The sequence below is a fragment of the Streptomyces sp. NPDC056527 genome, from assembly GCF_042794475.1.
In the GTDB taxonomy this organism is placed as follows: domain Bacteria; phylum Actinomycetota; class Actinomycetes; order Streptomycetales; family Streptomycetaceae; genus Streptomyces.
This window is the reverse complement of sequence record NZ_JBHTTQ010000021.1, coordinates 55285-75415: the sequence shown is the minus strand read 5'-3', so window position 1 is coordinate 75415 and position 20131 is coordinate 55285. Positions and strand designations below refer to the sequence as shown.

Below are 20131 nucleotides of genomic sequence, written 5' to 3'. Positions count from 1 at the left end.
ATGTCGAACGCCTCAGCGCGGGACGCGGACGACGCCCTCCTGGATGACGGAGATCGCCAGCTTGCCGTCCTGTGTGTAGATCCGCGCCTGGCCGAGCCCCCGCCCGCCCGAGGCGGACGGCGACTCCTGGTCGTACAGCAGCCACTCGTCGGCCCGGAACGGCCGGTGGAACCACATGGCGTGGTCCAGCGACGCCCCGACGACGTCGCCGACCGCCCAGCCGCCGCGCCCGTGGGCGAGGAGGATCGAGTCGAGCAGCGTCATGTCGGAGACGTAGGTGGCCAGTACGACGTGCAGGAGCGGGTCGTCGGCCAGCTTGCCGTTGGTGCGGAACCAGACCTGGGAGCGCGGCTCGCGGGGCTGTCCGACGGATCCCCACGGCGGCACCTCGGCGTAGCGCAGGTCCACCGCGGCCCGGGCCTCGATCAGCCGGTCCGCGACCTCGCGGGGGAGGTGGCGGGGCAGCATCTCGGCCGGGGTCGGCAGCGACTCCGGGTCCGGTGCGGCCGGCATGTCGTACTGGTGGTCCAGGCCCTCCTCGTACGTCTGGAAGGACGCCGAGAGGTGGAAGATCGGCTGGCCGTGCTGGACCGCCACCACACGACGGGTGGTGAAGGAACGGCCGTCGCGGATGCGGTCGACGTTGTAGACGATCGGCGCGCCCGGGTCGCCGGCGCGCAGGAAGTACGCGTGCAGCGAGTGGGCGAGACGGTCCTGGGGGACGGTCCGGCCTGCCGCCACCAGCGCCTGGGCGGCCACCTGGCCGCCGAAGACGCGGGGGACGATCGACGGGCGGGACTGTCCCCGGAAGATGTCCTGCTCGATCCGCTCCAGATCGAGCAGATCGAGCAGGTCATCCAGTGCAGCGTGGTGCGCTTCGGGCACTTACAGACCCATCGACTTGGCGATGATCGACTTCATGATCTCGCTGGTGCCGCCGTAGATGCGGTTGACGCGGTTGTCGGCGTACAGGCGCGCGATCGGGTACTCGTTCATGTAGCCGTAGCCGCCGTGCAGCTGGAGGCAGCGGTCGATCACGCGGTGCGCGACCTCGGTGCAGAAGAGCTTCGCGCTCGCGGCCTCGGCCGGGGTCAGCTCGCCCGCGTCCAGGGCCTCCAGGGCGCGGTCGGCGACGGCCTCGGCGGCGTCCACCTCGGCCTGGCAGGCGGCCAGCTCGAACTTGGTGTTCTGGAAGTGCGCGACCGGCTTGCCGAAGACGGTGCGCTCCTGCACGTACTGCTGGGCGAACCGGACGGCGGCCTTGGCCTGCGCGTAGGCGCCGAAGGCGATGCCCCAGCGCTCGGAGGCCAGGTTGTGGCCGAGGTAGTAGAAGCCCTTGTTCTCCTCGCCGAGCAGGTCCTCGACCGGCACCTTCACGTCGACGAACGCCAGCTCGGCGGTGTCGGAGGTGCGCAGGCCGAGCTTGTCCAGCTTGCGGCCGATGGAGTAACCCTCGGACTTGGTGTCCACGGCGAAGAGGGAGATGCCGTGGCGGCGGTCCTCGGCCGTCGGGGCGGACGTACGGGCACAGACGATCACGCGGTCGGCGTGGACGCCACCGGTGATGAAGGTCTTGGCGCCGTTGAGGACGTAGTGCGTGCCGTCCTCGGAGAGCTTGGCGGTGGTCTTCATGCCCGCGACGTCGGAGCCGGTGCCCGGCTCGGTCATCGCCAGCGCCCACATCTCGTCGCCCGAGACGAAGTTCGGGAGGTAACGCTTCTTCTGCTCGTCGGTGGCGAGCATCTTGATGTACGGGAGGGCGAGCAGCACGTGCACGCCGGAGCCGCCGAACTGGACGCCCGCGCGCGAGGTCTCCTCGTAGAGGACGGCCTCGAACTTGTGGGTGTCCAGGCCCGCGCCGCCGAACTCCTCGGGGACGTTGATGCCGAAGATGCCCAGCTCACCGAGCTTGCCGTAGAACTCGCGCGGCGCCTGGCCCGCGGCGAACCACTCGTCGTAGACGGGGACGACCTCGGCCTCGATGAAGGCCCGGATGGTCTCCCGGAACGCCTCGTGGTCCTCGTTGAATACCGTACGGCGCACGAGCCGCCTCCTTCGGAGTCCTGGGTACCTGACGCACTATGCCTAAGCGCTTGCTCAGTCAAGTTACCCATCGGTTCGCGCCGCTGTCCAGATCTCCGCGCCCAAGGTTGTCCATGTCACGTCTGGTCAGGAGCCGGAGGCCTCTTCGCGGATCCAGCGACGGTTCACGTCGTCGTACGCGAACGAAGGCATGTCGGCGACGGGGGCGGTGCGGAACGGCTGCCCGTCGTCGGTGATCCGGACCGTCCCCGAACGGCCCTCGCTGCTCCACACCAGCTCCAGGTACCAGCGGCAGTCGCAGCCCGCCGTCCGGGCGGTGACGAGCAGCTCCTCCGGGTCCGACGAGGTCACCGCGTACGGGAAGGAGATCGCCGGGAGCGTCCGGCCCTCCTCCCCGGAGGCGTCGTACCCGTCGAGTGCCCGAGCCACCGGCCGCGGCCGGTCCAGATCCACCTCGAAACGGCGCGGCGTCACCGCCCCGCCGCACCCGTCGCCCATCCGGTACGCCGCCCACGGCAGCGGCGCGCCCCGCTCCACCACCCGCACGTGCAGCGCCTGGAGCACCACCGCCGCCGCGCCCTTCCCCTGCACCGACACCCGCACCAGCGTCTCCCCGCCGTCCACGGCCTCCTGCGCCGCCGCCCAGCCCCGCGCGTCGGCCGCCTCCGGCGGGGGAGGGGGCGTCCGCTCCATGAGGTAGGTGTACGCGCACCCGTCCTTCCAGATGTCCGAGGCGACCGTCCACGTCAGCGGCGCCGGTGGTTCGGCGGCCCGCTCCCGGGTCTTCCCGGGCAGGAGTACGGCTCCGAGCGTCACCGTCCCCACGACCGCCAGCGCCCCGCAGACCACGCCCACCCATCCCCACCGGCGCCTCCGCCGCTCGGACGGGAGGCCCGGCACGCGCGCGTGCACGGGTTCCGGCTCGGGCGCGGGTCCCGCCTCCGGGGCCGGCGCGGGCTCCGGAGTCGGCTTCGGCTCCGGAGCGGGCTCAGGTGTCGCCTCCGGGCCGGGTTCGGGCGCCGGCTCCGCGCCGGGTTCCGGTGCCGGAGGGCGGCGGGCGCCGTCCGCGCGGGTCCAGGCCACCTCCAGGGCGCGCCGTTCCTCCTCGTCCGCCCCGCACAGCAGGGCGAGACGGTCGACCACGGCGAACTCCTCCGGGACGGTCGCGCCGGAGCAGTAGCGGTGGAGGGTGGACGCGCTGACGCTCAGGCGCCGGCCCAGCGCCTCGTAACTTCTCCCGTCCCGCGCCTTCAGCGCGCGCACGAGCCGCGCGAACTCCTCGACGGCGGCGTCCTTCGGCATTCCATCCCCCTCGACCCTGCGTCCCACCCTTCACGTCCTTGCACGTCAGCAGGGGTGGAATGGTTCCGGGACGGAGGGTGGGCGCGTCACCGTTGCAGGCGGCGGGCGCCGGCCCGACGCTGGTGGAGCACTGACCGAACGACCCGACGGGGGATCCACCAGCATGAACAAGCTCCGTACCGCACTCGCCACCGCCGCCGCTGCCGCCCTGGGCCTCGCGGCCCTCGCCACGGCCCCGGCGCAGGCCGCCGCCCAGCCCGCCTTCCTCGCCGCCTCCCAGATGCCGCCGTCGTCGACGCCGTGGACCGCCACCCAGGTCTTCGCCGGCATCCCGGAGAACGGCGGCGCCCTCTGCGCCCCGTACAAGATCCCGGCGCAGAACACCCGTTACCGCGAGTTCAGCACCGAGCTCGACACCAACGGTGTCCAGATCACCACCGTCGCCCGCACCGAGGCCGACGCCGTGAAGCTGGTCGACACCCTCCGCAAGGCGCTCGCCGGCTGCGGCCCCCTGCTGGAGCGGCAGAACCCGGGCCTGCACGCCGTCAGCGCCTCCCACGGCAAGCTCGCCGTCGAGGAGGGCGCCTGGGTCTACAGCCTGGACACCGCCGACCCGCAGATCGGCAGCACCGACATCCACCTCTTCTCCGTCGGCCGCGACGGCCGCACCGTCACCCTCGTCCGCTGGGGCCAGATGGGCGATCTGAAGGACGCCCCGCTGACCGCCTTCCGCACCACGACGAAGACCGCCGTCAACAAGCTCTGGCCCTGATCCGAGCCCGGAGCGCCTGATCCGAGCCCGGGGCGCCTGATCCGGATCCGGAGCGCCGCGGTCACCCGGGGGGAGTGGCCGCGGCGCCGGGGGGCCGCGACACCCGGCCGAGGGCGAACCACAGCTCCATCCGTACGTCCGCGTCGTCCAGGTCCATGCCCAGGAGCGTGGAGCAGCGCGCGATGCGCTGGCGGACGGTGTTGCGGTGGATGTCCAGGGCGACGGCCGTGCGGTCCCAACTGCCGTGGAGCGAGAGCCAGGCGCGCAGCGTCTCGGTGAGCGGCTCGCCGATCGGCGCGAGCACGCTCCGGGCGTACGCGGCCGCCTCCTCCGGATCCATCAGCCCGCCGAACCCGGCGGGCCGATGGCATGCGAGCGCCGCGCGGGTCGCCTCCGCCCGCCGCAGCGCCCGCGCGGCCTGCGCGTCGCCGACGGCGAGATCGCGTGCCTCGACGGGGGAGCTGACCCCGAGGGTCCACCCGGGCTGCGCGGTCGCGGGGGACGAGGCGGGCAGCAGGAGCCGGACGGTGCTGTCGTCCGGGGCGCCCGTGTCCAGCAGCGAGGTGCCCAGGGCGGACGCCAGGTTCGACGCGGCGAACGGCGTGCCGTCGCCGCCGTGGGCGTGGACCACCGTCCAGGGCCCGGGGCCCAGGGTGGCCGCCGCCTCGGCCGGGGGTGTGCCGAGCAGCAGGCGGACCAGGGCCGCGTCCCGGGCCGAGACGTCCGCGCCGCGGTGCGGGGCGGTCAGCAGGGAGAGCAGGACGACCGCGACCCCGGCGATCGTGTGGTCCGCGGCCTCCCGCCGCTCGGCCGCCACACCCAGCGCCAGCCCGTCGCCGCCGCCCAGCGCGTAGGCCGCGAGCACCATCCCGCCGCCGTCCCCGCTCGCCGATGCCGGTCCGCCGGGGCGCGGGCCCACCACCTGCGCCAGATGCCGCAGCGCTTCCTCCGCCTCCGTCCCGATCGCCCGCCCCGCCGTCGCGTACGCCGTGCCGCCCGCCGCGTACAGCACCGCACGCCCGCCGAGCCGGGACGCCAGGGCGCCGAGGACCGCCGGGACCGGCGCCGGCCGGGCGGCCGCCGTGGCCAGCGACTGCTGCGCCTCGGTCACCCGGCGCAGCTCGCGGAGGCGGGCCTCCGCCATCAGCCGCCAGACCGCCCGGGCCACTGCCGTGAACGGCGTCTGCGGGGGTACTTCGAGCAGCGGCAGCCCATGCTGCTCGCAGGCCGCGACGAGCTCCGCAGGAACGGTGTCGTGCACCGGCGCGACCCCGAAGCCGAGCGCCGCGGCCCCCGCCTCCACCACCCGCTCGACGTACTGCGCCGGGTCGGTGAGCTGGACGCCCGCAGTCATCAGCAGCTCGCCGCCGAGCAGATACGGATACGGGTCGGCCATCTCGGAGGTGTGCACCCAGTGGACGGACGCGTCCTCGGGCCCGGCCAGCAGCCGCAAGCCGAGGTCCTGCCGGCCGAGCAGCGCGGCCAGCGAGACCGGCGGGGCGGGCGGGGCCGGGGGCGTGGGCTCCTGTGCGGACATGGGTGTGGACCCTTCGTACATCCCCTTTGCGAACAGTGGATGAAACGTACACTTCATCGTCGCTTTCCGGCCACCTACTGTCGTCCCATCCAGCGGCCGCGGGTACGGGCGGATGTCCCCGCGATCGGTCACTGGAGTCACTCCACCCGCACGACACGCCACCGAAGTGAACGAGGGAGGGCCCCATGGCCGTCGACTACACAGTGATCGTCCTGTACTTGGCCGGGATGCTCGCGATGGGCTGGTGGGGTATGCGCCGCGCCAAGTCCAAGAGCGAGTTCCTGGTCGCGGGCCGTCGCCTCGGGCCCTGGATGTACTCCGGGACCATGGCCGCCATCGTCCTCGGCGGCGCCTCCACCATCGGCGGCGTGGGGCTCGGCTACAAGTACGGCCTCTCCGGCGCCTGGATGGTCTTCACCATCGGCCTCGGTCTGCTGGCCCTCTCGGTCTTCTTCTCCGCGCGCATCGCCCGGCTGAAGGTCTACACGGTCTCCGACATGCTCGACCTGCGCTACGGCGGCAAGGCCGGCGTCATCTCGGGCGTGGTCATGTGGGCGTACACGCTGATGCTCGCGGTCACCTCGACCATCGCGTACGCCACCATCTTCGACGTCCTCTTCGACCTGCCCCGCACGGTCGCGATCGTCCTCGGCGGCGCCATCGTCGTGGCCTACTCGACGCTCGGCGGCATGTGGTCCATCACCCTCACCGACATGGTGCAGTTCGTGGTGAAGACCATCGGCGTGCTGATCCTGCTTCTGCCCATCGCCGTGATCAAGGCCGGCGGTTTCGCCGAGATGAAGGCCCAGCTGCCCACCGAGTACTTCGCGCCGCTCGGCATCGGCGGCGAGACGATCTTCACGTACGTGCTGATCTACACCTTCGGCATGCTCATCGGCCAGGACATCTGGCAGCGGGTCTTCACCGCCCGGACCGACAAGGTCGCCAAGTGGGGCGGCACCGTCGCCGGTACGTACTGCCTCGTCTACGCCCTCGCCGGCGCCGTCATCGGCACCGCGGCCAAGGTGCTCTACCCGAACCTGCCCAGCGCCGACGACGCCTTCGCGACCATCGTCAAGGACGAGCTGCCCATGGGTGTCCGGGGCCTGGTCCTCGCCGCCGCGCTCGCCGCCGTCATGTCGACCTCCTCCGGCGCGCTGATCGCCTGCGCCACCGTCGCCAACAACGACATCTGGTCCAAGTTGCGCGGGCTGACCACCGGAGGCGGCGGCGAGGACCACGACGAGGTGAAGGGCAACCGCCTCTTCATCCTCCTCATGGGCATCGCCACCATCTGCATCGCCATCGCCCTGAACGACGTCGTGCAGGCCCTGACGGTCGCCTACAACCTGCTGTCGGCGGGCTGCTCGTGCCGATCCTCGGCGGCCTGCTGTGGCGCCGCGGCACCGTGCAGGGAGCCCTGGCCGCGGTCACCGTCGGCGGCCTGTCCGTGATTGGCCTGATGTGGGCTTACGGAATCTTGGCTAATGAGCCTGTTTACTATGGTTTGTTGGCCTCGCTCGCCGCATATGTGATCGTTTCCCTGGCCACCCGCCCGACGGACGCCGCCGTGCTCGCGAACTGGCGAGCCCGGCTGGCGGGCCAGGACGCGGCCGACGCCGACGCGACGCCGGAGACCGTGCCGGCCGCGACCGGCTGACCGCACCGCAGACACCCGGTCGGGGGCCCCGAGACCCGAGGCCCCCGACCGGACCCCCACCGATACACCCCAGGAGGACCCGACCATGAGCAGCGACCAGAACGCCTTCCGCGGCCCGACCGACTCGTCCCGCATCCCGCGGTACGCCGGTCCCGCGACGTTCGCCCGGCTGCCGCGACTCGACGAGGTCGGCACCACCGACATCGCCGTGGTCGGCGTCCCCTTCGACAGCGGCGTCTCCTACCGCCCCGGCGCCCGCTTCGGCGGCAACGCGATCCGCGAGGCCTCCCGCCTCCTGCGTCCGTACAACCCGGCGCAGGACGCCTCGCCCTTCGCGCTGGCCCAGGTCGCCGACGCCGGTGACATCGCCGCCAACCCCTTCAACATCAACGAGGCCGTCGAGACGATCGAGGCCGCGGCCGACGATCTGCTCGGCACCGGCGCCCGGATGATGACCCTCGGCGGCGACCACACCATCGCCCTGCCGCTGCTGCGCTCCGTCGCCAAGAAGCACGGCCCGGTCGCCCTGCTCCACTTCGACGCGCACCTCGACACCTGGGACACCTACTTCGGCGCCGAGTACACCCACGGCACCCCGTTCCGCCGTGCCGTCGAGGAAGGCATCCTCGACACCGAGGCGCTCTCCCACGTCGGCACGCGCGGCCCGCTGTACGGCAAGCAGGACCTCACCGACGACGAGAAGATGGGCTTCGGCATCGTCACCTCGGCGGACATCTACCGCCGCGGCGCCGACGAGGTCGCCGACCAGCTGCGCCAGCGCATCGGCAACCGCCCGCTGTACATCTCCATCGACATCGACTGCCTCGACCCGGCCCACGCGCCCGGCACCGGCACCCCGGAGGCGGGCGGCATGACCTCCCGCGAGCTCCTGGAGATCCTGCGCGGCCTGTCCTCCTGCAACCTGGTCTCCGCCGACGTCGTCGAGGTCGCCCCGGCCTACGACCACGCCGAGATCACCGCGGTCGCCGCCTCGCACACGGCGTACGAACTGACGACGATCATGTCCCGCCAGATCGCGGAGAGCCGCGCGGCGAAGTAATGGGGACCCAGTCGGGTTGTGGGCAGTCGTTCCGCAGGGCGGAACGGGTGGGCACAACCCGACCACCGGGCCGCACACGACCAACCACGCACTCTGGGGACCGTCCATGACCCACGACCACGACCTCGTCCTGCGGCCCACCGCCGCGCAGACCGAGGCCGCGCTCGCCCCGCCCGCCGGGCGGAACGGCGGAGACCTCGTCGTCGAGACCCTCAGCGGTCTCGGCGCCACCACCGTCTTCGGCCTGCCCGGCCAGCACGCCCTCGGCATGTTCGACGCGCTGCGCCGCTCCTCCCTCACGTACGTCGGACTTCGCGTCGAGAACAACGCGGGCTTCGCCGCCGACGCGTACGGCCGGATGACCGGCGAGGCGGCCCCGCTGCTGCTCTCCACCGGCCCCGGCGCGCTGATGTCGCTCGCCGCGCTCCAGGAGGCGGCGGCCGCCTCCGCGCCCGTCCTCGCGATCGGCAGCCAGATCCCGGTGGCCGGACTCGGTGGCGGCCGGCACGGATACCTCCACGAGCTGCGTGACCAGCAGGCGTCCTTCCGGGACATCGTGAAGTCGGTGCACACCGTCCGTACGCAGTCCCAGATCCCGTCCGCGATCGCGGCGGCCTGGGAGTCGGCGCTGACCGCGCCGCACGGGCCGGTCTGGGTCGAGATCCCGCAGGACGTCCTCCTCGCGGAGACCACCCTGCCGGTCGTGACGGCGATGGACGCGACGCCCGAGGAGGTCGTCCCGCGCCCCGAGCTGACGGCGGTGGCGGCCCATCTGCTCGCGAACGCCGAGCGGCCCGCGATCATCGCCGGCGGCGGAGTCGTCCGCTCCGACGCGTCCGGCAAGCTGCGCGCGCTCGCCGAGCGGATCGACGCGCCCGTGGTCACCACCTTCGGCGGCAAGGGCGCCTTCCCCTGGGAGCACCCGCTCTCGCTGCAGTCCTGGCTGGAGGACCGGCACACCACCGACTTCCTGGAGGACGCGGACGTCCTGCTGGTCGTCGGATCCGGCCTCGGCGAGCTGTCCTCGAACTACCACACCTTCGCCCCGCGCGGCCGGGTGATCCAGATCGAGGCGGACGCGGGCAAGCTGGAGTCGAACCACCCGGCGCTCGGCATCCACGCGGACGCCCGCCTGGCGCTCTCCGCGCTCCTGGAGACGGTGGAGGTACGTCAGGACGCCGGCGCGCCGGAGCGCGTCAAGGCGGTCCTCACCAAGGTCCGGGACCGGATCGCGGCCCAGGACCTCGGCCTGGAGCAGCGGATCGTGGCCTCGGTCCGCGAAGCGCTGCCGGACGACGCGCCGAGCTTCTGGGACATGACGATCCTCGCCTACTGGGCCTGGTCGGCCTTCGACGCCCGCCACCCCAACACGATGCACTCCGCCCAGGGCGCCGGCGGCCTCGGCTACGGCTTCCCCGCCGCCCTCGGCGCCGCGGCGGCCGACCCGACCAGGCCCGTCCTCGCGGTCTCGGGCGACGGCGGAGCGATGTACTCGATCGCGGAGCTGGCGACGGCGAAGCAGTACGGCTTCGACGTCACCTGGCTGATCGTCGACGACGGCGGTTACGGGATCCTGCGCGAGTACATGACGGACGCCTTCGGCGAGGCCACGGGCACGGAGCTGGCCCGTCCGGACTTCGTCGCCCTCGCGGAATCCTTCGGCGTCCCGGCGGCCCGCACGACCCCCGAAACCCTGACGGCCGACCTCGCGAAGGCCCTGGCCACCCCTGGTCCGTCGGTTGTGGTCCTCCCGGCACTACTGCGGATGTTCGAGCCTACACACCTGTGAGTGAACGGCGTTTGTCGCGTCGATCAGCCGAGGCATATCCTCCTTGTGTCGTCAGCATAGGGAGGATTTGTCATGTCGAACCTGTACGTGGAAGTCGACGATCTGGCTCTTGCCGAGGCGGCGGAGATACTGGGCACGAAGACGAAGAAGGACACGGTCAACGCCGCCCTCCTGGAAGTCGCCCGGCGACACAAGCGTCTGCAGGCCCTGGACGCGCTGGTGGCCATGGGCGAACGCGGTGACTTCGAGATCCTCCGAGACAAGAGGAATTACCGTCGATGAGCCCGCTGACCTATCTCATCGACACCTCCGCCGTCTTCCGGATCATCGAGCACAAGACTGTGCGCGAGAAATGGGTGAAGCACATGGCTGAGGGGGTCATCGGCCTGTGTGACGTCAGTGAGCTGGAGATCCTCTACTCCGCCCAGTCCGCGAACGACCGCCTGGCCAAGGAAGACAGCCTCGCCCAACTCTTCAACTGGGTCGCCGTTCCTGAAGGGGTCTACCAGCGAGCCCGCCGTGTCCAGCAGATGCTCACCAACCGCGGCGAGCACCGCAGCGCAGGTCCCGTGGACCTGCTCGTCGCGGCCACCGCCGAGCTCTCCGGTCTCACCCTCATCCATTACGACAAGGACTTCGAGACCGTCGCCCGTGTGACAGGCCAGCCCACCCAGTGGATCGCCCCGCCCGGGACAGCCGACTGACCCGGTCCTAGGACCACGGACCGGTCTTTCCCCGCACATTGTTGCGGCGGGATGAAATCCCACCCCACCCGTGTTGGTGCCTTCCGGTAGAGCAGGACGAAAGGGAGGCGACCACGTGGCCGCGGCGGGGCAGGAACAGGCGGATCGGCAGGCGCCGAAGGCGCAGGGCTGGGCGCGCAGGCTGGCCGGGTACGCGTGGCGGTACAAGGCCAACGTGGTGCTCGCGCTCGGGTCCTCCCTGGCCGGCATGGCCGTCCTCGCCCTCGTACCGCTCATCACCAAGGTCATCATCGACGACGTCATCGGGGCGAAGACGAAGTCCCTCGCCGTCTGGACCGGTCTCCTCCTCGCCTCCGCCGTCGTCGTCTACGTCCTCACGTACGTCCGCCGCTTCTACGGCGGCCGACTCGCCCTCGACGTCCAGCACGACCTCCGTACCGAGATGTACGGCACCATCACCCGGCTCGACGGCCGACGGCAGGACGAGCTGTCCACCGGGCAGGTCGTCGGACGGGCCACGAGCGACCTCCAGCTCATCCAGGGCCTGCTCTTCATGCTCCCGATGACGATCGGGAACATCCTGCTCTTCGGGATCTCCCTCGGAGTGATGGCCGCCCTCTCCCTCCCGCTCACCCTCGTCGCCCTCGCCGTGGCCCCCGCGCTCTGGTTCATCGCCAAACGCAGCCGCACCCGTCTCCACCCCGCCACCTGGTACGCCCAGGCGCAGGCCGCCGCCGTCGCCGGGGTCGTCGACGGGTCCGTGACCGGGGTCCGGGTCGTCAAGGGCTTCGGTCAGGAGGACCAGGAGACCGGCAAGATCCGCGACGCCAGCCGCAAGCTCTTCGCGGGGCGGCTGCGCACGATCCGGCTCAACTCGAGGTACACCCCCGCCCTCCAGGCCGTCCCCGCCCTCGGTCAGGTCGCCGTCCTCGCGCTCGGCGGCTGGCTCGCCACCCGCGGCCAGATCACGCTCGGCACCTTCGTCGCGTTCTCCGCCTACCTCGCCTCGCTCGTCGGCCCGGTCCGGATGCTCGCCATGGTCCTCACCGTCGGCCAGCAGGCCCGCGCGGGCGTCGACCGGGTCCTGGAGCTCATCGACACCGAGCCGGTCATCGAGGACGGCACGAAGGAGCTGCCGGCGGACGCCGAGGCCACGGTCGAGTTCGACGACGTGGGCTTCGCCTACGAGGACGGCCGCCCCGTCCTGGACGGCTTCTCCCTGGAGATCCGCGCGGGCGAGACCGTCGCCGTCGTCGGCGCCTCCGGCTCCGGCAAGTCCACCGTCTCGCTCCTGCTGCCCCGCTTCTACGACGTCACCCACGGCGCCGTCCTCGTCGGCGGCAACGACGTCCGCGAGCTCACGCTCGACTCGCTGCGCGCCGCCATCGGACTCGTCCCCGAGGACAGCTTCCTGTTCTCCGACACCGTCCGCGCCAACATCGCGTACGGGCACCCGGACGCCACCCAGGAGCAGATCGAGACCGCCGCCCGCGCCGCGCAGGCGGACCGGTTCATCGCCGAGCTGCCCGCCGGCTACGACACCAAGGTCGGCGAGCACGGCCTCACCCTCTCCGGCGGCCAGCGCCAGCGCATCGCGCTCGCCCGCGCCATCCTCACCGACCCCCGGCTCCTCCTCCTCGACGACGCCACCTCCGCCGTCGACGCGCGCGTGGAGCACGAGATCCACGAGGCCCTCGCCTCCGTGATGGCCGGCCGCACCACGCTCCTCATCGCCCACCGCCGCTCCACCCTCGGCCTCGCCGACCGGATCGCCGTCCTCGACGACGGCCGGCTCTCCGACATCGGCACCCACGAGGAGCTGGAGGAGCGCTCCGCGCTCTACCGGCGGCTCCTCACCGACCCCGACGAGCTCGGCGGCGTCTCGCCCGGCCACACCGTGCCGGTCGAGGTGCCCGAGGACCGGAGCCTGCGCGCCGAACTGGACGCCGAGTTCGACGCCGAACGCGGCATCACCCCCACCCTCTGGGTACGGGAGGAGACCGCCGCCGAGGAGTCGGCGGCCCCCGGAGCCACCCCCGAACTGCTCGCGGCCGTCGAGGCGCTGCCGCCCGCCACCGACACCCCCGACGTCGACGAGGCGCGGGCCGTCACCGCCGAGGACTCCTACGGACTGCGCCGCCTGCTGCGCGGCTTCGGCATCCCGCTCCTCATCAGCCTCGGCCTCGTCGCCGTCGACGCCGGCATGGGCCTGCTGCTGCCCGTACTGATCCGGCACGGCATCGACGAGGGCGTCAACCAGCTCGCCGTCGGCGCCGTCTGGGCCGCCTCCGCGCTCGCCCTCGGCACCGTCCTCGTGCAGTGGGTCGCCCAGACCGCCGAGACCCGGATGACCGGCCGCACCGGCGAGCGGGTGCTCTACGCCCTCCGGCTGAAGATCTTCGCCCAGCTCCAGCGGCTCGGCCTCGACTACTACGAGCGCGAGCTCACCGGCCGGATCATGACCCGGATGACGACGGACGTGGACGCGCTGTCCACGTTCCTCCAGACGGGGCTCGTCACCGCGTTCGTCTCCGTCACGACCTTCTTCGGGATCATGGGCGCGCTGCTCGTGCTCGACCTCCAGCTCGCCCTGGTCGTCTTCGCGACGCTCCCGGTCCTCGCCGTCGCCACGTACTTCTTCCGCCGCTCCAGCGTGAAGGCGTACGAGCTGGCGAGGGAGCGCATCAGCGTCGTCAACGCCGACCTCCAGGAGTCGGTCTCCGGCCTCCGGATCGTGCAGGCCTTCCGCCGCGAGCAGTCCGGAGCCGCCCGGTTCGCCGCCCGCAGCGACGAGTACCGCGAGGCCCGCGTCCGCGGACAGTGGCTCATCTCGATCTACTTCCCCTTCGTCACGCTGCTGTCGTCCGTGGCCGCCGCGGCCGTGATGATCGTCGGCGCGAACCGCATCGAGGCGGGGTCGCTGACCACCGGCGCGCTCGTCGCCTACCTCCTCTACATCGACCTCTTCTTCGCGCCCGTGCAGCAGCTCTCCCAGGTCTTCGACGGCTACCAGCAGGCCGCCGTCTCCCTGAAGCGGATGCAGGAGCTGCTCCAGGAGCCGACGTCGACGGCCGCGGCCGACGAGCCCCTGGACGTGCTGTCGCTGCGCGGCGAGATCGCCTTCGAGGACGTGTCGTTCGCGTACGGCGAGGAGGAGGAAGCGCTCACCGGCATCGACCTGCGGATCCCCGCCGGGCAGACCGTGGCCTTCGTCGGCGAGACCGGCGCCGGGAAGTCCACGCTGGTCAAGCTGGTCGCGCGGTTCTACGACCCGACCGCGGGCCGGGTCACCGCCGACGGCGCCGACCTCAGGGACCTGGACCTCACCGCGTACCGTCACCGGCTCGGCGTCGTCCCGCAGGAGGCGTACCTCTTCGCCGGGACGATCCGCGACGCGATCGCGTACGGCCGCCCCGACGCGACCGACGCCGAGGTCGAGGCGGCGGCCCGCGCGGTCGGCGCCCACGACATGATCGCGACCCTGGACGGCGGCTACCTCCACGAGGTCGCCGAGCGCGGCCGCAACCTCTCCGCCGGCCAGCGCCAGCTGATCGCCCTGGCCCGCGCCGAGCTCGTCGACCCGGACGTCCTGCTCCTCGACGAGGCCACGGCCGCCCTCGACCTGGCCACCGAGGCCCAGGTCAACCAGGCCACCGACCGCCTGGCCGGCCGCCGTACGACGCTGGTCGTCGCCCACCGCCTCACCACCGCGGCCCGCGCGGACCGCGTGATCCTCATGGCCCACGGCCGCGTCGCGGAGGACGGCACCCACGACGAGCTGCTCGCACGGGACGGCAGCTACGCGGAGCTGTGGCGCACATTCATCGGCGAGGCGGAACCTGCCGAGGCGAAGGCCGTCTGAGTACGAGCGCGGATTCCGCCGCCCGCCCGGGCCGGGATTGAATCGGGGCCATGAGCAACGAGCACCCCGTCCGCGCCCGGGCCGAGTCAGGCCCCGGCGGCTCCGACCGCCCGGACCCGGCGGCCTACCGGCTGCGCACCCGCGCCCTGTGGTGCGGACTGGCCCTGGCGCCCGCGACCGTCCTGGTCGTGTTCCTGGCCCTGACCACGCCCGAGGGCTCCGGCTGCGTCATGAAGGGTGACTGCGGCACCACCCCCGGCTGGTTGTACCTCGCCACCCTCGCCGTCGCGGCCGGGTCCTGGATCCACGCGCTCTGCACCCCGGACGGCCCCGCCCCCGCGTCCTCCCGCAAGGCCGCGTTCTGGACGATGATCGGCGCCGAGTGCGTGTTCCTGCTGCTCGTCCTCACCTACTTCGTGTAGAGGCAACCGCTCAGGGCTCCCGTGCGTCGTACGCATGTACGGCAGAGAGCGGGGAGGGGATCCAGTGTTCGGTGAGACCAGCGGGACGGCGCGCGGCACACGACTGCTCGGACATCTGTTGGCGGTGCTCCTCGCCGTCGGCGCCCTCACCCTCGCCGGGCCGGGTACCGCCTCCGCCAGCGCGGGATCGCTGTGCAGCGGCCGGCCCACCAAGACCGTCGGCTTCGCCACCGGGGAGCTGCGGCTCTACCGCAGCCGGCAGTACGTCTGCGCCCTCGCCGTCGCCAAGGCCCCCGGTCCGCGACGCGCGATGTCCGTCTCCCTCCAGCCCCGCGGCGGGCGGCCCGCCGTCGACAGCGGGCAGTTCACCCGGCAGGCCGGTCCCGTCACCGTGCACGCCCTCAACCGCTGCGTCCGGGCCACCGGCACCATCGCCGGCCGGAGCGGTTCGACCGGATGGGTCCTCTGCTGAAACCCCATCCGTCACACAGGTAAGGGCCAACCAGGTCTGGCGGCACCCACGTTGACCCCGCTAGGTTCGCGACACCGTTGTGAATCAAGGGGAGGGTGAATGCGCAAGTCGCTGATCTGGCTGACATCGCTCACGGTGCTCATAGGCACCGTCGGGGCGAGTGGTGCGGCTACCGCCGCCGAGTCGGCCACCGGCAACCCGACCGTCGCCGAGAGCGCCGTCGGCACGGACATCAAGGACCGCATCCTGGCGATCCCCGGGATGAGCCTCATCGAGGAGAAGCCGTACGCCGGCTACCGCTACTTCGTCCTGGAGTACACCCAGCCGATCGACCACCACCGGCCGTGGAAGGGCACGTTCAAGCAGCGGCTGTCCCTCCTCCACAAGGACACCGACCGCCCGACCGTCTTCCACACCAGCGGCTACGGGCTGAGCACCACCCCCAGCCGCCGCGAGCCCACCCGGATCATCGACGGCAACCAGGTCTCCATGGAGTACCGGTTCTTCACTCCGTCCCGGCCGCAGCCCGCCGACTGGTCCAAGCTGGACATCTGGCAGGCCGCGAGCGACCAGCACCGCATCTTCACCGCCCTGAAGAAGATCTACGGGCAGAAGTGGCTCTCCACCGGCGCGTCCAAGGGCGGAATGACGGCCACGTACTACGAGCGCTTCTACCCGCGTGACATGGACGGCGTCGTCGCCTACGTGGCGCCGAACGACGTCAACAACAAGGAGGACTCGGCCTACGACCGGTTCTTCGAGACCGTCGGGACCAAGGAGTGCCGCGACCGTCTCAACGCGCTGCAGCGCGAGGCGCTGATCCGCCGCGAGCCGCTCCAGAAGAAGTACAAGGAGTGGGCCGCGACCGAAGGCGCCACCTTCAACACCGTCGGCTCCCTCGACAAGGCGTACGAGGCCGTCGTCCTCGACTTCGTCTGGGGCTTCTGGCAGTACTACGGCGAGGACGTCTGCGGTTCGATCCCGGACGCCAAGGCCGCGAGCGACGACGAGGTCTACGAGACCATCGACGCCTACTCCGGCTGGTCCTTCTACACCGACCAGGGCCTCGACCCGTACACGCCGTACTACTACCAGGCCGCGACCGAGCTCGGCTCGCCCGGCATCAAGCTGCCGCACCTGACAGGCCTGACCCGCTACGGCTACCAGCCGGCGCGGAACTTCGTGCCGCGCGAGATCCCGACGAAGTTCAAGCCGTCGGCCATGCGCGACGTGGACGACTGGGTCCGCAAGAACGCGAACCAGATGCTGTTCGTCTACGGCGGCAACGACCCGTGGGGAGCCGAGCCGTTCCGCCTCGGCAAGGGCGCGCGCGACAGCTACGTCTACACCGCCCCCGGCGCCAACCACGGTGCCCAGGTCGCGGGGCTCGTCGAGGCCGAGCGCACCAAGGCCACGGCCCGCATCCTCGCCTGGGCCGGTGTCGACGCCCCGGCGGCCGCCGCCGCGCAGCCGCTGGCGCGCTTCGACGCCCGCCTGGACAAGCCGGCGGAGGAAGAGCTGAGCCGGGAGCACGGCGTACGTCCGTGAGCCGTGCGGAGGGCCGTGAGCCGACGGCTCGCGTCGCTCCGCACGAGCCTCCGGCTCTCCGTCGCGAGCCCCGCGCTCGCGGTGTGAGCCTCACCTGAGTGTGGGCTGCGCCCGGTGGTGTCACAGCCGCCGGGCGCAGCCCACCGGTCTCTCCCCGCCCAGCGACACGAACAGCGCCGTCGACGACGGGCAGCGGTCGCGGCTCGTGACCGCCGAGGCGACCCGGTAGACCGGCGGCCGTTCGCCGGAGCCGTCGCAGGCCGTCTCCTTCACCTGGCCCTCGCGGGAGGCGGAGAGACAGTCCCCGACGATCGTGCGCGGACCGCCGCCCCGGCCCGGGTCGCCCGGATGCGGTGGCTCCAGATTGCGCATGCAGGCGTACCCCTGCGGCACCGCGCCGTCGCCGTCCTCGTCCGCCGCCGATCGGTTCTCCGAGACGTGCAGGACGAAGTCCGTGGTGGCCGGGCACATCGCGCCTGCGGACGTCCCCGGAGCCTGACCCTCGTACCGGGTCGTCACCCGCGCCGCCGCCTTCTCGCTCGTGCACGGCACCTCGCGGTAGACCGAGCCACGGGTGGAACAGTCCCCGGGCCCCAGGAACACCGCCCCGTGGTCGGCGGGAGAGGTCGTGTACGTGACGGGGCCCGGCAGCCCGGAGTCCGGCGTCCGCTGACAGCCGGCCACCGCGAACAGCAGCACCCCGAGCGACACCCCTACCAGCACCCCGAGCGACAGCCCCCCGAACAGCCCCCACCCGCTCCTGAGAGCGCGCATGAAAAGACCCCCCGATCTCCGCGTCCAGCGTGGCGCGCCGGAGCGGGCGCACGCCAGGAAGAACGGGGGGTCTGCGTCCTCAGTTACGTTTCGCGTAGGACAGGCCGTGGCCGACCGGGTACAGCACCTTCGACGGATCGTCCGCCCGCTGGACGGGAACGGGCAGACGCCCCTTCGGCCGGGCGTGGCCCGCGATCACCCGGACCGCGGCCCGCAGTTCGACATCCGTCCAGGAGTACGCGGCGACGGTCGCCCGCTGCCCGGTGAGCCCGGCGATGTCGTACGGGTTGCGGATCGCGACCGTCACGACCGGTACACCGGTGGCGACGAGCCGGGAGACCAGGGTGCGCTGCGGACTGGTCGCCGAGACGTTGTACGTCCCCACGACCACGACGTCCTTGCCGGCCGCCGCGGCCACCGCCTCGTCGATCTTCGCCGCCGTCGGGGTGATCCCGGTCGACAACGCCGTGGCGGAGAAGCCGAGTTCGATGAAGGCGGTGGCGAGGGTCGTGGTCGGCGGGCCCGTGCTGCCGGACGGCGAGGCCGGATCGGCGCCGACGACCAGCACGTTGCCGTGGCTGCGCCGGCTGATCGGCAGGAAGCCGCCCTCGTTGAGGAGCAGGGTCGTGGTCTCCTCCGCGATCCGGTCGGCCTGGGCCAGGTGGGCGGGGGTGCCGACCGTACGGTCCACTCCGGCGGCGGTGACGAACGGCTTGCGGAACAGCCCCAGTTTCGCCTTGAGGCGCAGAATCCGCAGGATCGATTCGTCGAGCCGGGCCTCGGTCAGCTCGCCGTTCTTGACGGCCTGGAGGACCGCGTTCCAGGCGATGTCCAGCTTCGGCGGGTTCAGGAGCTGGTCGACACCGGCCTTGAGGGCGAGCACCGGCACGCGATCGTCGCCGTACTTCGTCCGCACGCCCTCCATGCCGAGGGAGTCCGTCACCACCACGCCGTCGTAACCGAGCTGCTCGCGCAGGATGCCGGTCAGGATCGGGCGGGAGAGGGTCGCCGGGTCCTCGTTCGGGTCGAGCGCGGGCACGACGATGTGCGCCGTCATGATCGAGTCGATCCCGGCGGAGATCGCGGACCGGAACGGCGGGGCGTCGAGCTCGGTCCACTGCTCCCGGGTGTGCGTGATGGTCGGCAGCCCGTAGTGGCTGTCGGTGGCCGTGTCGCCGTGGCCGGGGAAGTGCTTGGAGGTCGCCGCGATCCCGGCCCGCTGGTAGCCCTTCACCTGGGCGGCGACGAGATCGGCGACGGCCTGCGGGTCGGAGCCGAAGGAGCGGACTCCGATGACGGGGTTGGCGGGGTTGACGTTGACGTCCGCGACCGGCGCGTAGTTCTGCCGGATGCCGACGGCGGCCAGCTCGGCGCCCGCGATCTGCGCGGCCTTGCGGGCGTCGGAGTGCGAGCCCCCGGCACCGAGCGCCATGGCGCCGGGCATCAGGGTGGCCGGCTTCCCGACCCGGCAGACGATGCCGTGCTCCTGGTCGGTGGAGATCAGCAGGGGGAGGGGCGTGGGCTGGGCGAGGCCCGCGCGCTGGATGCCGTTGGAGAGCTCGGCGATCTGGTGCGGGTCGCGGGTGTTGTGCGCCCAGGCGAAGTAGATGACGCCGCCGACGTGGTACTTCTCGACGAGCTCGGCGGCGGTGCGGACGCCGATCTCGGTCAGGTTGGCGTCGATGTCGGCCTGGTCGGGGGCGGTGGCGGAGTGGCCGTACACCCGCATGACGAAGACCTGGCCGACCTTCTCTTCCAGCGACATACGGGAGATGAGCCGCCTCAGGTTCCGGTCGTCGGACGCGAGGTCGGCCGAGCCGGCATGTGCGGAGTCGGCTGAGTCGGCGAGGGCGGTCGGGGTGGTCACGCCGGTGACGGCGGCGGCCGCCGCGGCGGCGGTGACGGTGAGGAGGGTGCGTCTGGAGGTGGCGCGGTGGTGCACTGATGCTCCTTCCGGCCGTGCAAGGTTGAAGGAAACTTCCAGGAGTCACGGATAGCCCGAAAGTAACTGCCAGGTCAAGGACCTGAGCAGGAATCAGTGGCGCGGGTCGGTGAGCGGACCGATGGGATCGGTGGGGCGGGCGGGACTCCCGTGCCGGTCGGTCACGCCGTCGACGACGCGACTCGGGGCCACGGCTCCTGGAGCGTGTGGACCGTCTCCCTGATCGCGGGACGGCGAGCGGCGC

The 20131-nt window shown here is 72.0% G+C and carries 15 protein-coding genes and 1 pseudogene; 10 read left to right on the top strand and 6 right to left on the bottom strand.

Annotated features, from left to right (window positions below; all coding sequences use genetic code 11):
* Window positions 1-12: 12 nt before the first annotated feature.
* The 3 genes from ACFQ7Q_RS14060 to ACFQ7Q_RS14050 all read right to left on the bottom strand — a co-directional run bounded on the left by ACFQ7Q_RS14060 (window position 13) and on the right by ACFQ7Q_RS14050 (window position 3345).
* Window positions 13-885 (bottom strand): acyl-CoA thioesterase, encoded by an 873-nt coding sequence (locus ACFQ7Q_RS14060; RefSeq protein WP_383553914.1) that lies wholly within the window; start codon window positions 883-885, stop codon window positions 13-15.
* Window positions 886-2043, bottom strand: coding sequence for an acyl-CoA dehydrogenase family protein (locus tag ACFQ7Q_RS14055; protein ID WP_329120307.1), 1158 nt, complete (start codon window positions 2041-2043; stop codon window positions 886-888).
* Between the two features lie 126 nt (window positions 2044-2169).
* The gene (locus ACFQ7Q_RS14050; RefSeq protein WP_383553911.1) at window positions 2170-3345 is read right to left on the bottom strand and encodes a helix-turn-helix domain-containing protein; all 1176 of its coding nucleotides are present in this window, start codon (window positions 3343-3345) and stop codon (window positions 2170-2172) included.
* A 163-nt stretch (window positions 3346-3508) separates the two neighbouring features.
* Here ACFQ7Q_RS14050 and ACFQ7Q_RS14045 point away from each other — a divergent pair, with 163 nt between their 5' ends.
* Entirely contained in the window at window positions 3509-4117 is a 609-nt protein-coding gene (locus tag ACFQ7Q_RS14045) for a hypothetical protein (RefSeq protein WP_383553908.1), read from the top strand.
* A gap of 61 nt (window positions 4118-4178) precedes the next feature.
* On the opposite strand, the gene ACFQ7Q_RS14040 is transcribed toward ACFQ7Q_RS14045, so the two are convergent.
* Window positions 4179-5654 carry a PucR family transcriptional regulator gene (locus tag ACFQ7Q_RS14040; RefSeq protein ID WP_383553905.1) on the bottom strand — a complete coding sequence of 492 codons (1476 nt, stop codon included), beginning with the start codon at window positions 5652-5654 and terminating at the stop codon, window positions 4179-4181.
* A gap of 185 nt (window positions 5655-5839) precedes the next feature.
* On the opposite strand from ACFQ7Q_RS14040, the pseudogene ACFQ7Q_RS14035 reads away from it, so the two are divergent.
* The 9 genes and pseudogenes from ACFQ7Q_RS14035 (at window position 5840) to ACFQ7Q_RS13995 (ending at window position 17171) form a co-directional block, all read left to right on the top strand.
* Window positions 5840-7314, top strand: a pseudogene (locus ACFQ7Q_RS14035) (sodium:solute symporter).
* An 85-nt stretch (window positions 7315-7399) separates the two neighbouring features.
* On the top strand, window positions 7400-8374 hold the full coding sequence (speB, locus tag ACFQ7Q_RS14030; RefSeq protein ID WP_383553902.1) for an agmatinase: 975 nt from the start codon (window positions 7400-7402) through the stop codon (window positions 8372-8374).
* Window positions 8375-8480: 106 nt separating this feature from the next.
* Window positions 8481-10163, top strand: coding sequence for a thiamine pyrophosphate-binding protein (locus ACFQ7Q_RS14025; protein WP_383553900.1), 1683 nt, complete (start codon window positions 8481-8483; stop codon window positions 10161-10163).
* A 72-nt stretch (window positions 10164-10235) separates the two neighbouring features.
* Window positions 10236-10445 (top strand): type II toxin-antitoxin system VapB family antitoxin, encoded by a 210-nt coding sequence (locus tag ACFQ7Q_RS14020; RefSeq protein ID WP_383553898.1) that lies wholly within the window; start codon window positions 10236-10238, stop codon window positions 10443-10445.
* Complete coding sequence (locus ACFQ7Q_RS14015; protein WP_383553895.1) at window positions 10442-10867, top strand: PIN domain nuclease; 426 nt, start codon at window positions 10442-10444, stop codon at window positions 10865-10867. The genes ACFQ7Q_RS14020 and ACFQ7Q_RS14015 overlap by 4 nt, the downstream gene beginning before the upstream one ends.
* A 115-nt stretch (window positions 10868-10982) precedes the next feature.
* A complete protein-coding gene (locus ACFQ7Q_RS14010; RefSeq protein WP_383553892.1) occupies window positions 10983-14729 on the top strand; it encodes an ABC transporter ATP-binding protein in 3747 nt (1248 codons plus the stop codon).
* Between the two features lie 50 nt (window positions 14730-14779).
* Entirely contained in the window at window positions 14780-15151 is a 372-nt protein-coding gene (locus ACFQ7Q_RS14005; protein ID WP_383553890.1) for a hypothetical protein, read from the top strand.
* A 64-nt stretch (window positions 15152-15215) separates the two neighbouring features.
* A complete protein-coding gene (locus ACFQ7Q_RS14000; RefSeq protein ID WP_383553888.1) occupies window positions 15216-15623 on the top strand; it encodes a hypothetical protein in 408 nt (135 codons plus the stop codon).
* Window positions 15624-15722: 99 nt separating this feature from the next.
* Window positions 15723-17171 (top strand): aminopeptidase, encoded by a 1449-nt coding sequence (locus ACFQ7Q_RS13995; RefSeq protein ID WP_383553885.1) that lies wholly within the window; start codon window positions 15723-15725, stop codon window positions 17169-17171.
* 120 nt (window positions 17172-17291) lie between these two features.
* Here the strand turns inward: ACFQ7Q_RS13995 and ACFQ7Q_RS13990 are convergent, their stop codons facing one another.
* Both ACFQ7Q_RS13990 and ACFQ7Q_RS13985 read right to left on the bottom strand, forming a co-directional pair.
* On the bottom strand, window positions 17292-17945 hold the full coding sequence (locus ACFQ7Q_RS13990) for a hypothetical protein (RefSeq protein WP_383553882.1): 654 nt from the start codon (window positions 17943-17945) through the stop codon (window positions 17292-17294).
* 79 nt (window positions 17946-18024) lie between these two features.
* Window positions 18025-19887, bottom strand: a complete 1863-nt coding sequence (locus tag ACFQ7Q_RS13985) for a glycoside hydrolase family 3 protein (RefSeq protein ID WP_383553880.1) — start codon at window positions 19885-19887, stop codon at window positions 18025-18027.
* Window positions 19888-20131 lie beyond the last annotated feature (244 nt).

Bases quoted from the DNA above. Each gene is read 5' to 3' on its own strand.
- ACFQ7Q_RS14050 (WP_383553911.1), bottom strand. From the start codon at position 3,345: ATGCCGAAGGACGCCGCCGTCGAGGAGTTCGCGCGGCTCGTGCGCGCG.
- ACFQ7Q_RS14025 (WP_383553900.1), top strand. From the start codon at position 8,481: ATGACCCACGACCACGACCTCGTCCTGCGGCCCACCGCCGCGCAGACC.
- ACFQ7Q_RS13995 (WP_383553885.1), top strand. From the start codon at position 15,723: ATGCGCAAGTCGCTGATCTGGCTGACATCGCTCACGGTGCTCATAGGC.
- ACFQ7Q_RS14040 (WP_383553905.1), bottom strand. From the start codon at position 5,654: ATGTCCGCACAGGAGCCCACGCCCCCGGCCCCGCCCGCCCCGCCGGTC.
- ACFQ7Q_RS14020 (WP_383553898.1), top strand. From the start codon at position 10,236: ATGTCGAACCTGTACGTGGAAGTCGACGATCTGGCTCTTGCCGAGGCG.
- ACFQ7Q_RS13990 (WP_383553882.1), bottom strand. From the start codon at position 17,945: ATGCGCGCTCTCAGGAGCGGGTGGGGGCTGTTCGGGGGGCTGTCGCTC.
- ACFQ7Q_RS14015 (WP_383553895.1), top strand. From the start codon at position 10,442: ATGAGCCCGCTGACCTATCTCATCGACACCTCCGCCGTCTTCCGGATC.
- ACFQ7Q_RS14045 (WP_383553908.1), top strand. From the start codon at position 3,509: ATGAACAAGCTCCGTACCGCACTCGCCACCGCCGCCGCTGCCGCCCTG.
- ACFQ7Q_RS14005 (WP_383553890.1), top strand. From the start codon at position 14,780: ATGAGCAACGAGCACCCCGTCCGCGCCCGGGCCGAGTCAGGCCCCGGC.
- speB (WP_383553902.1), top strand. From the start codon at position 7,400: ATGAGCAGCGACCAGAACGCCTTCCGCGGCCCGACCGACTCGTCCCGC.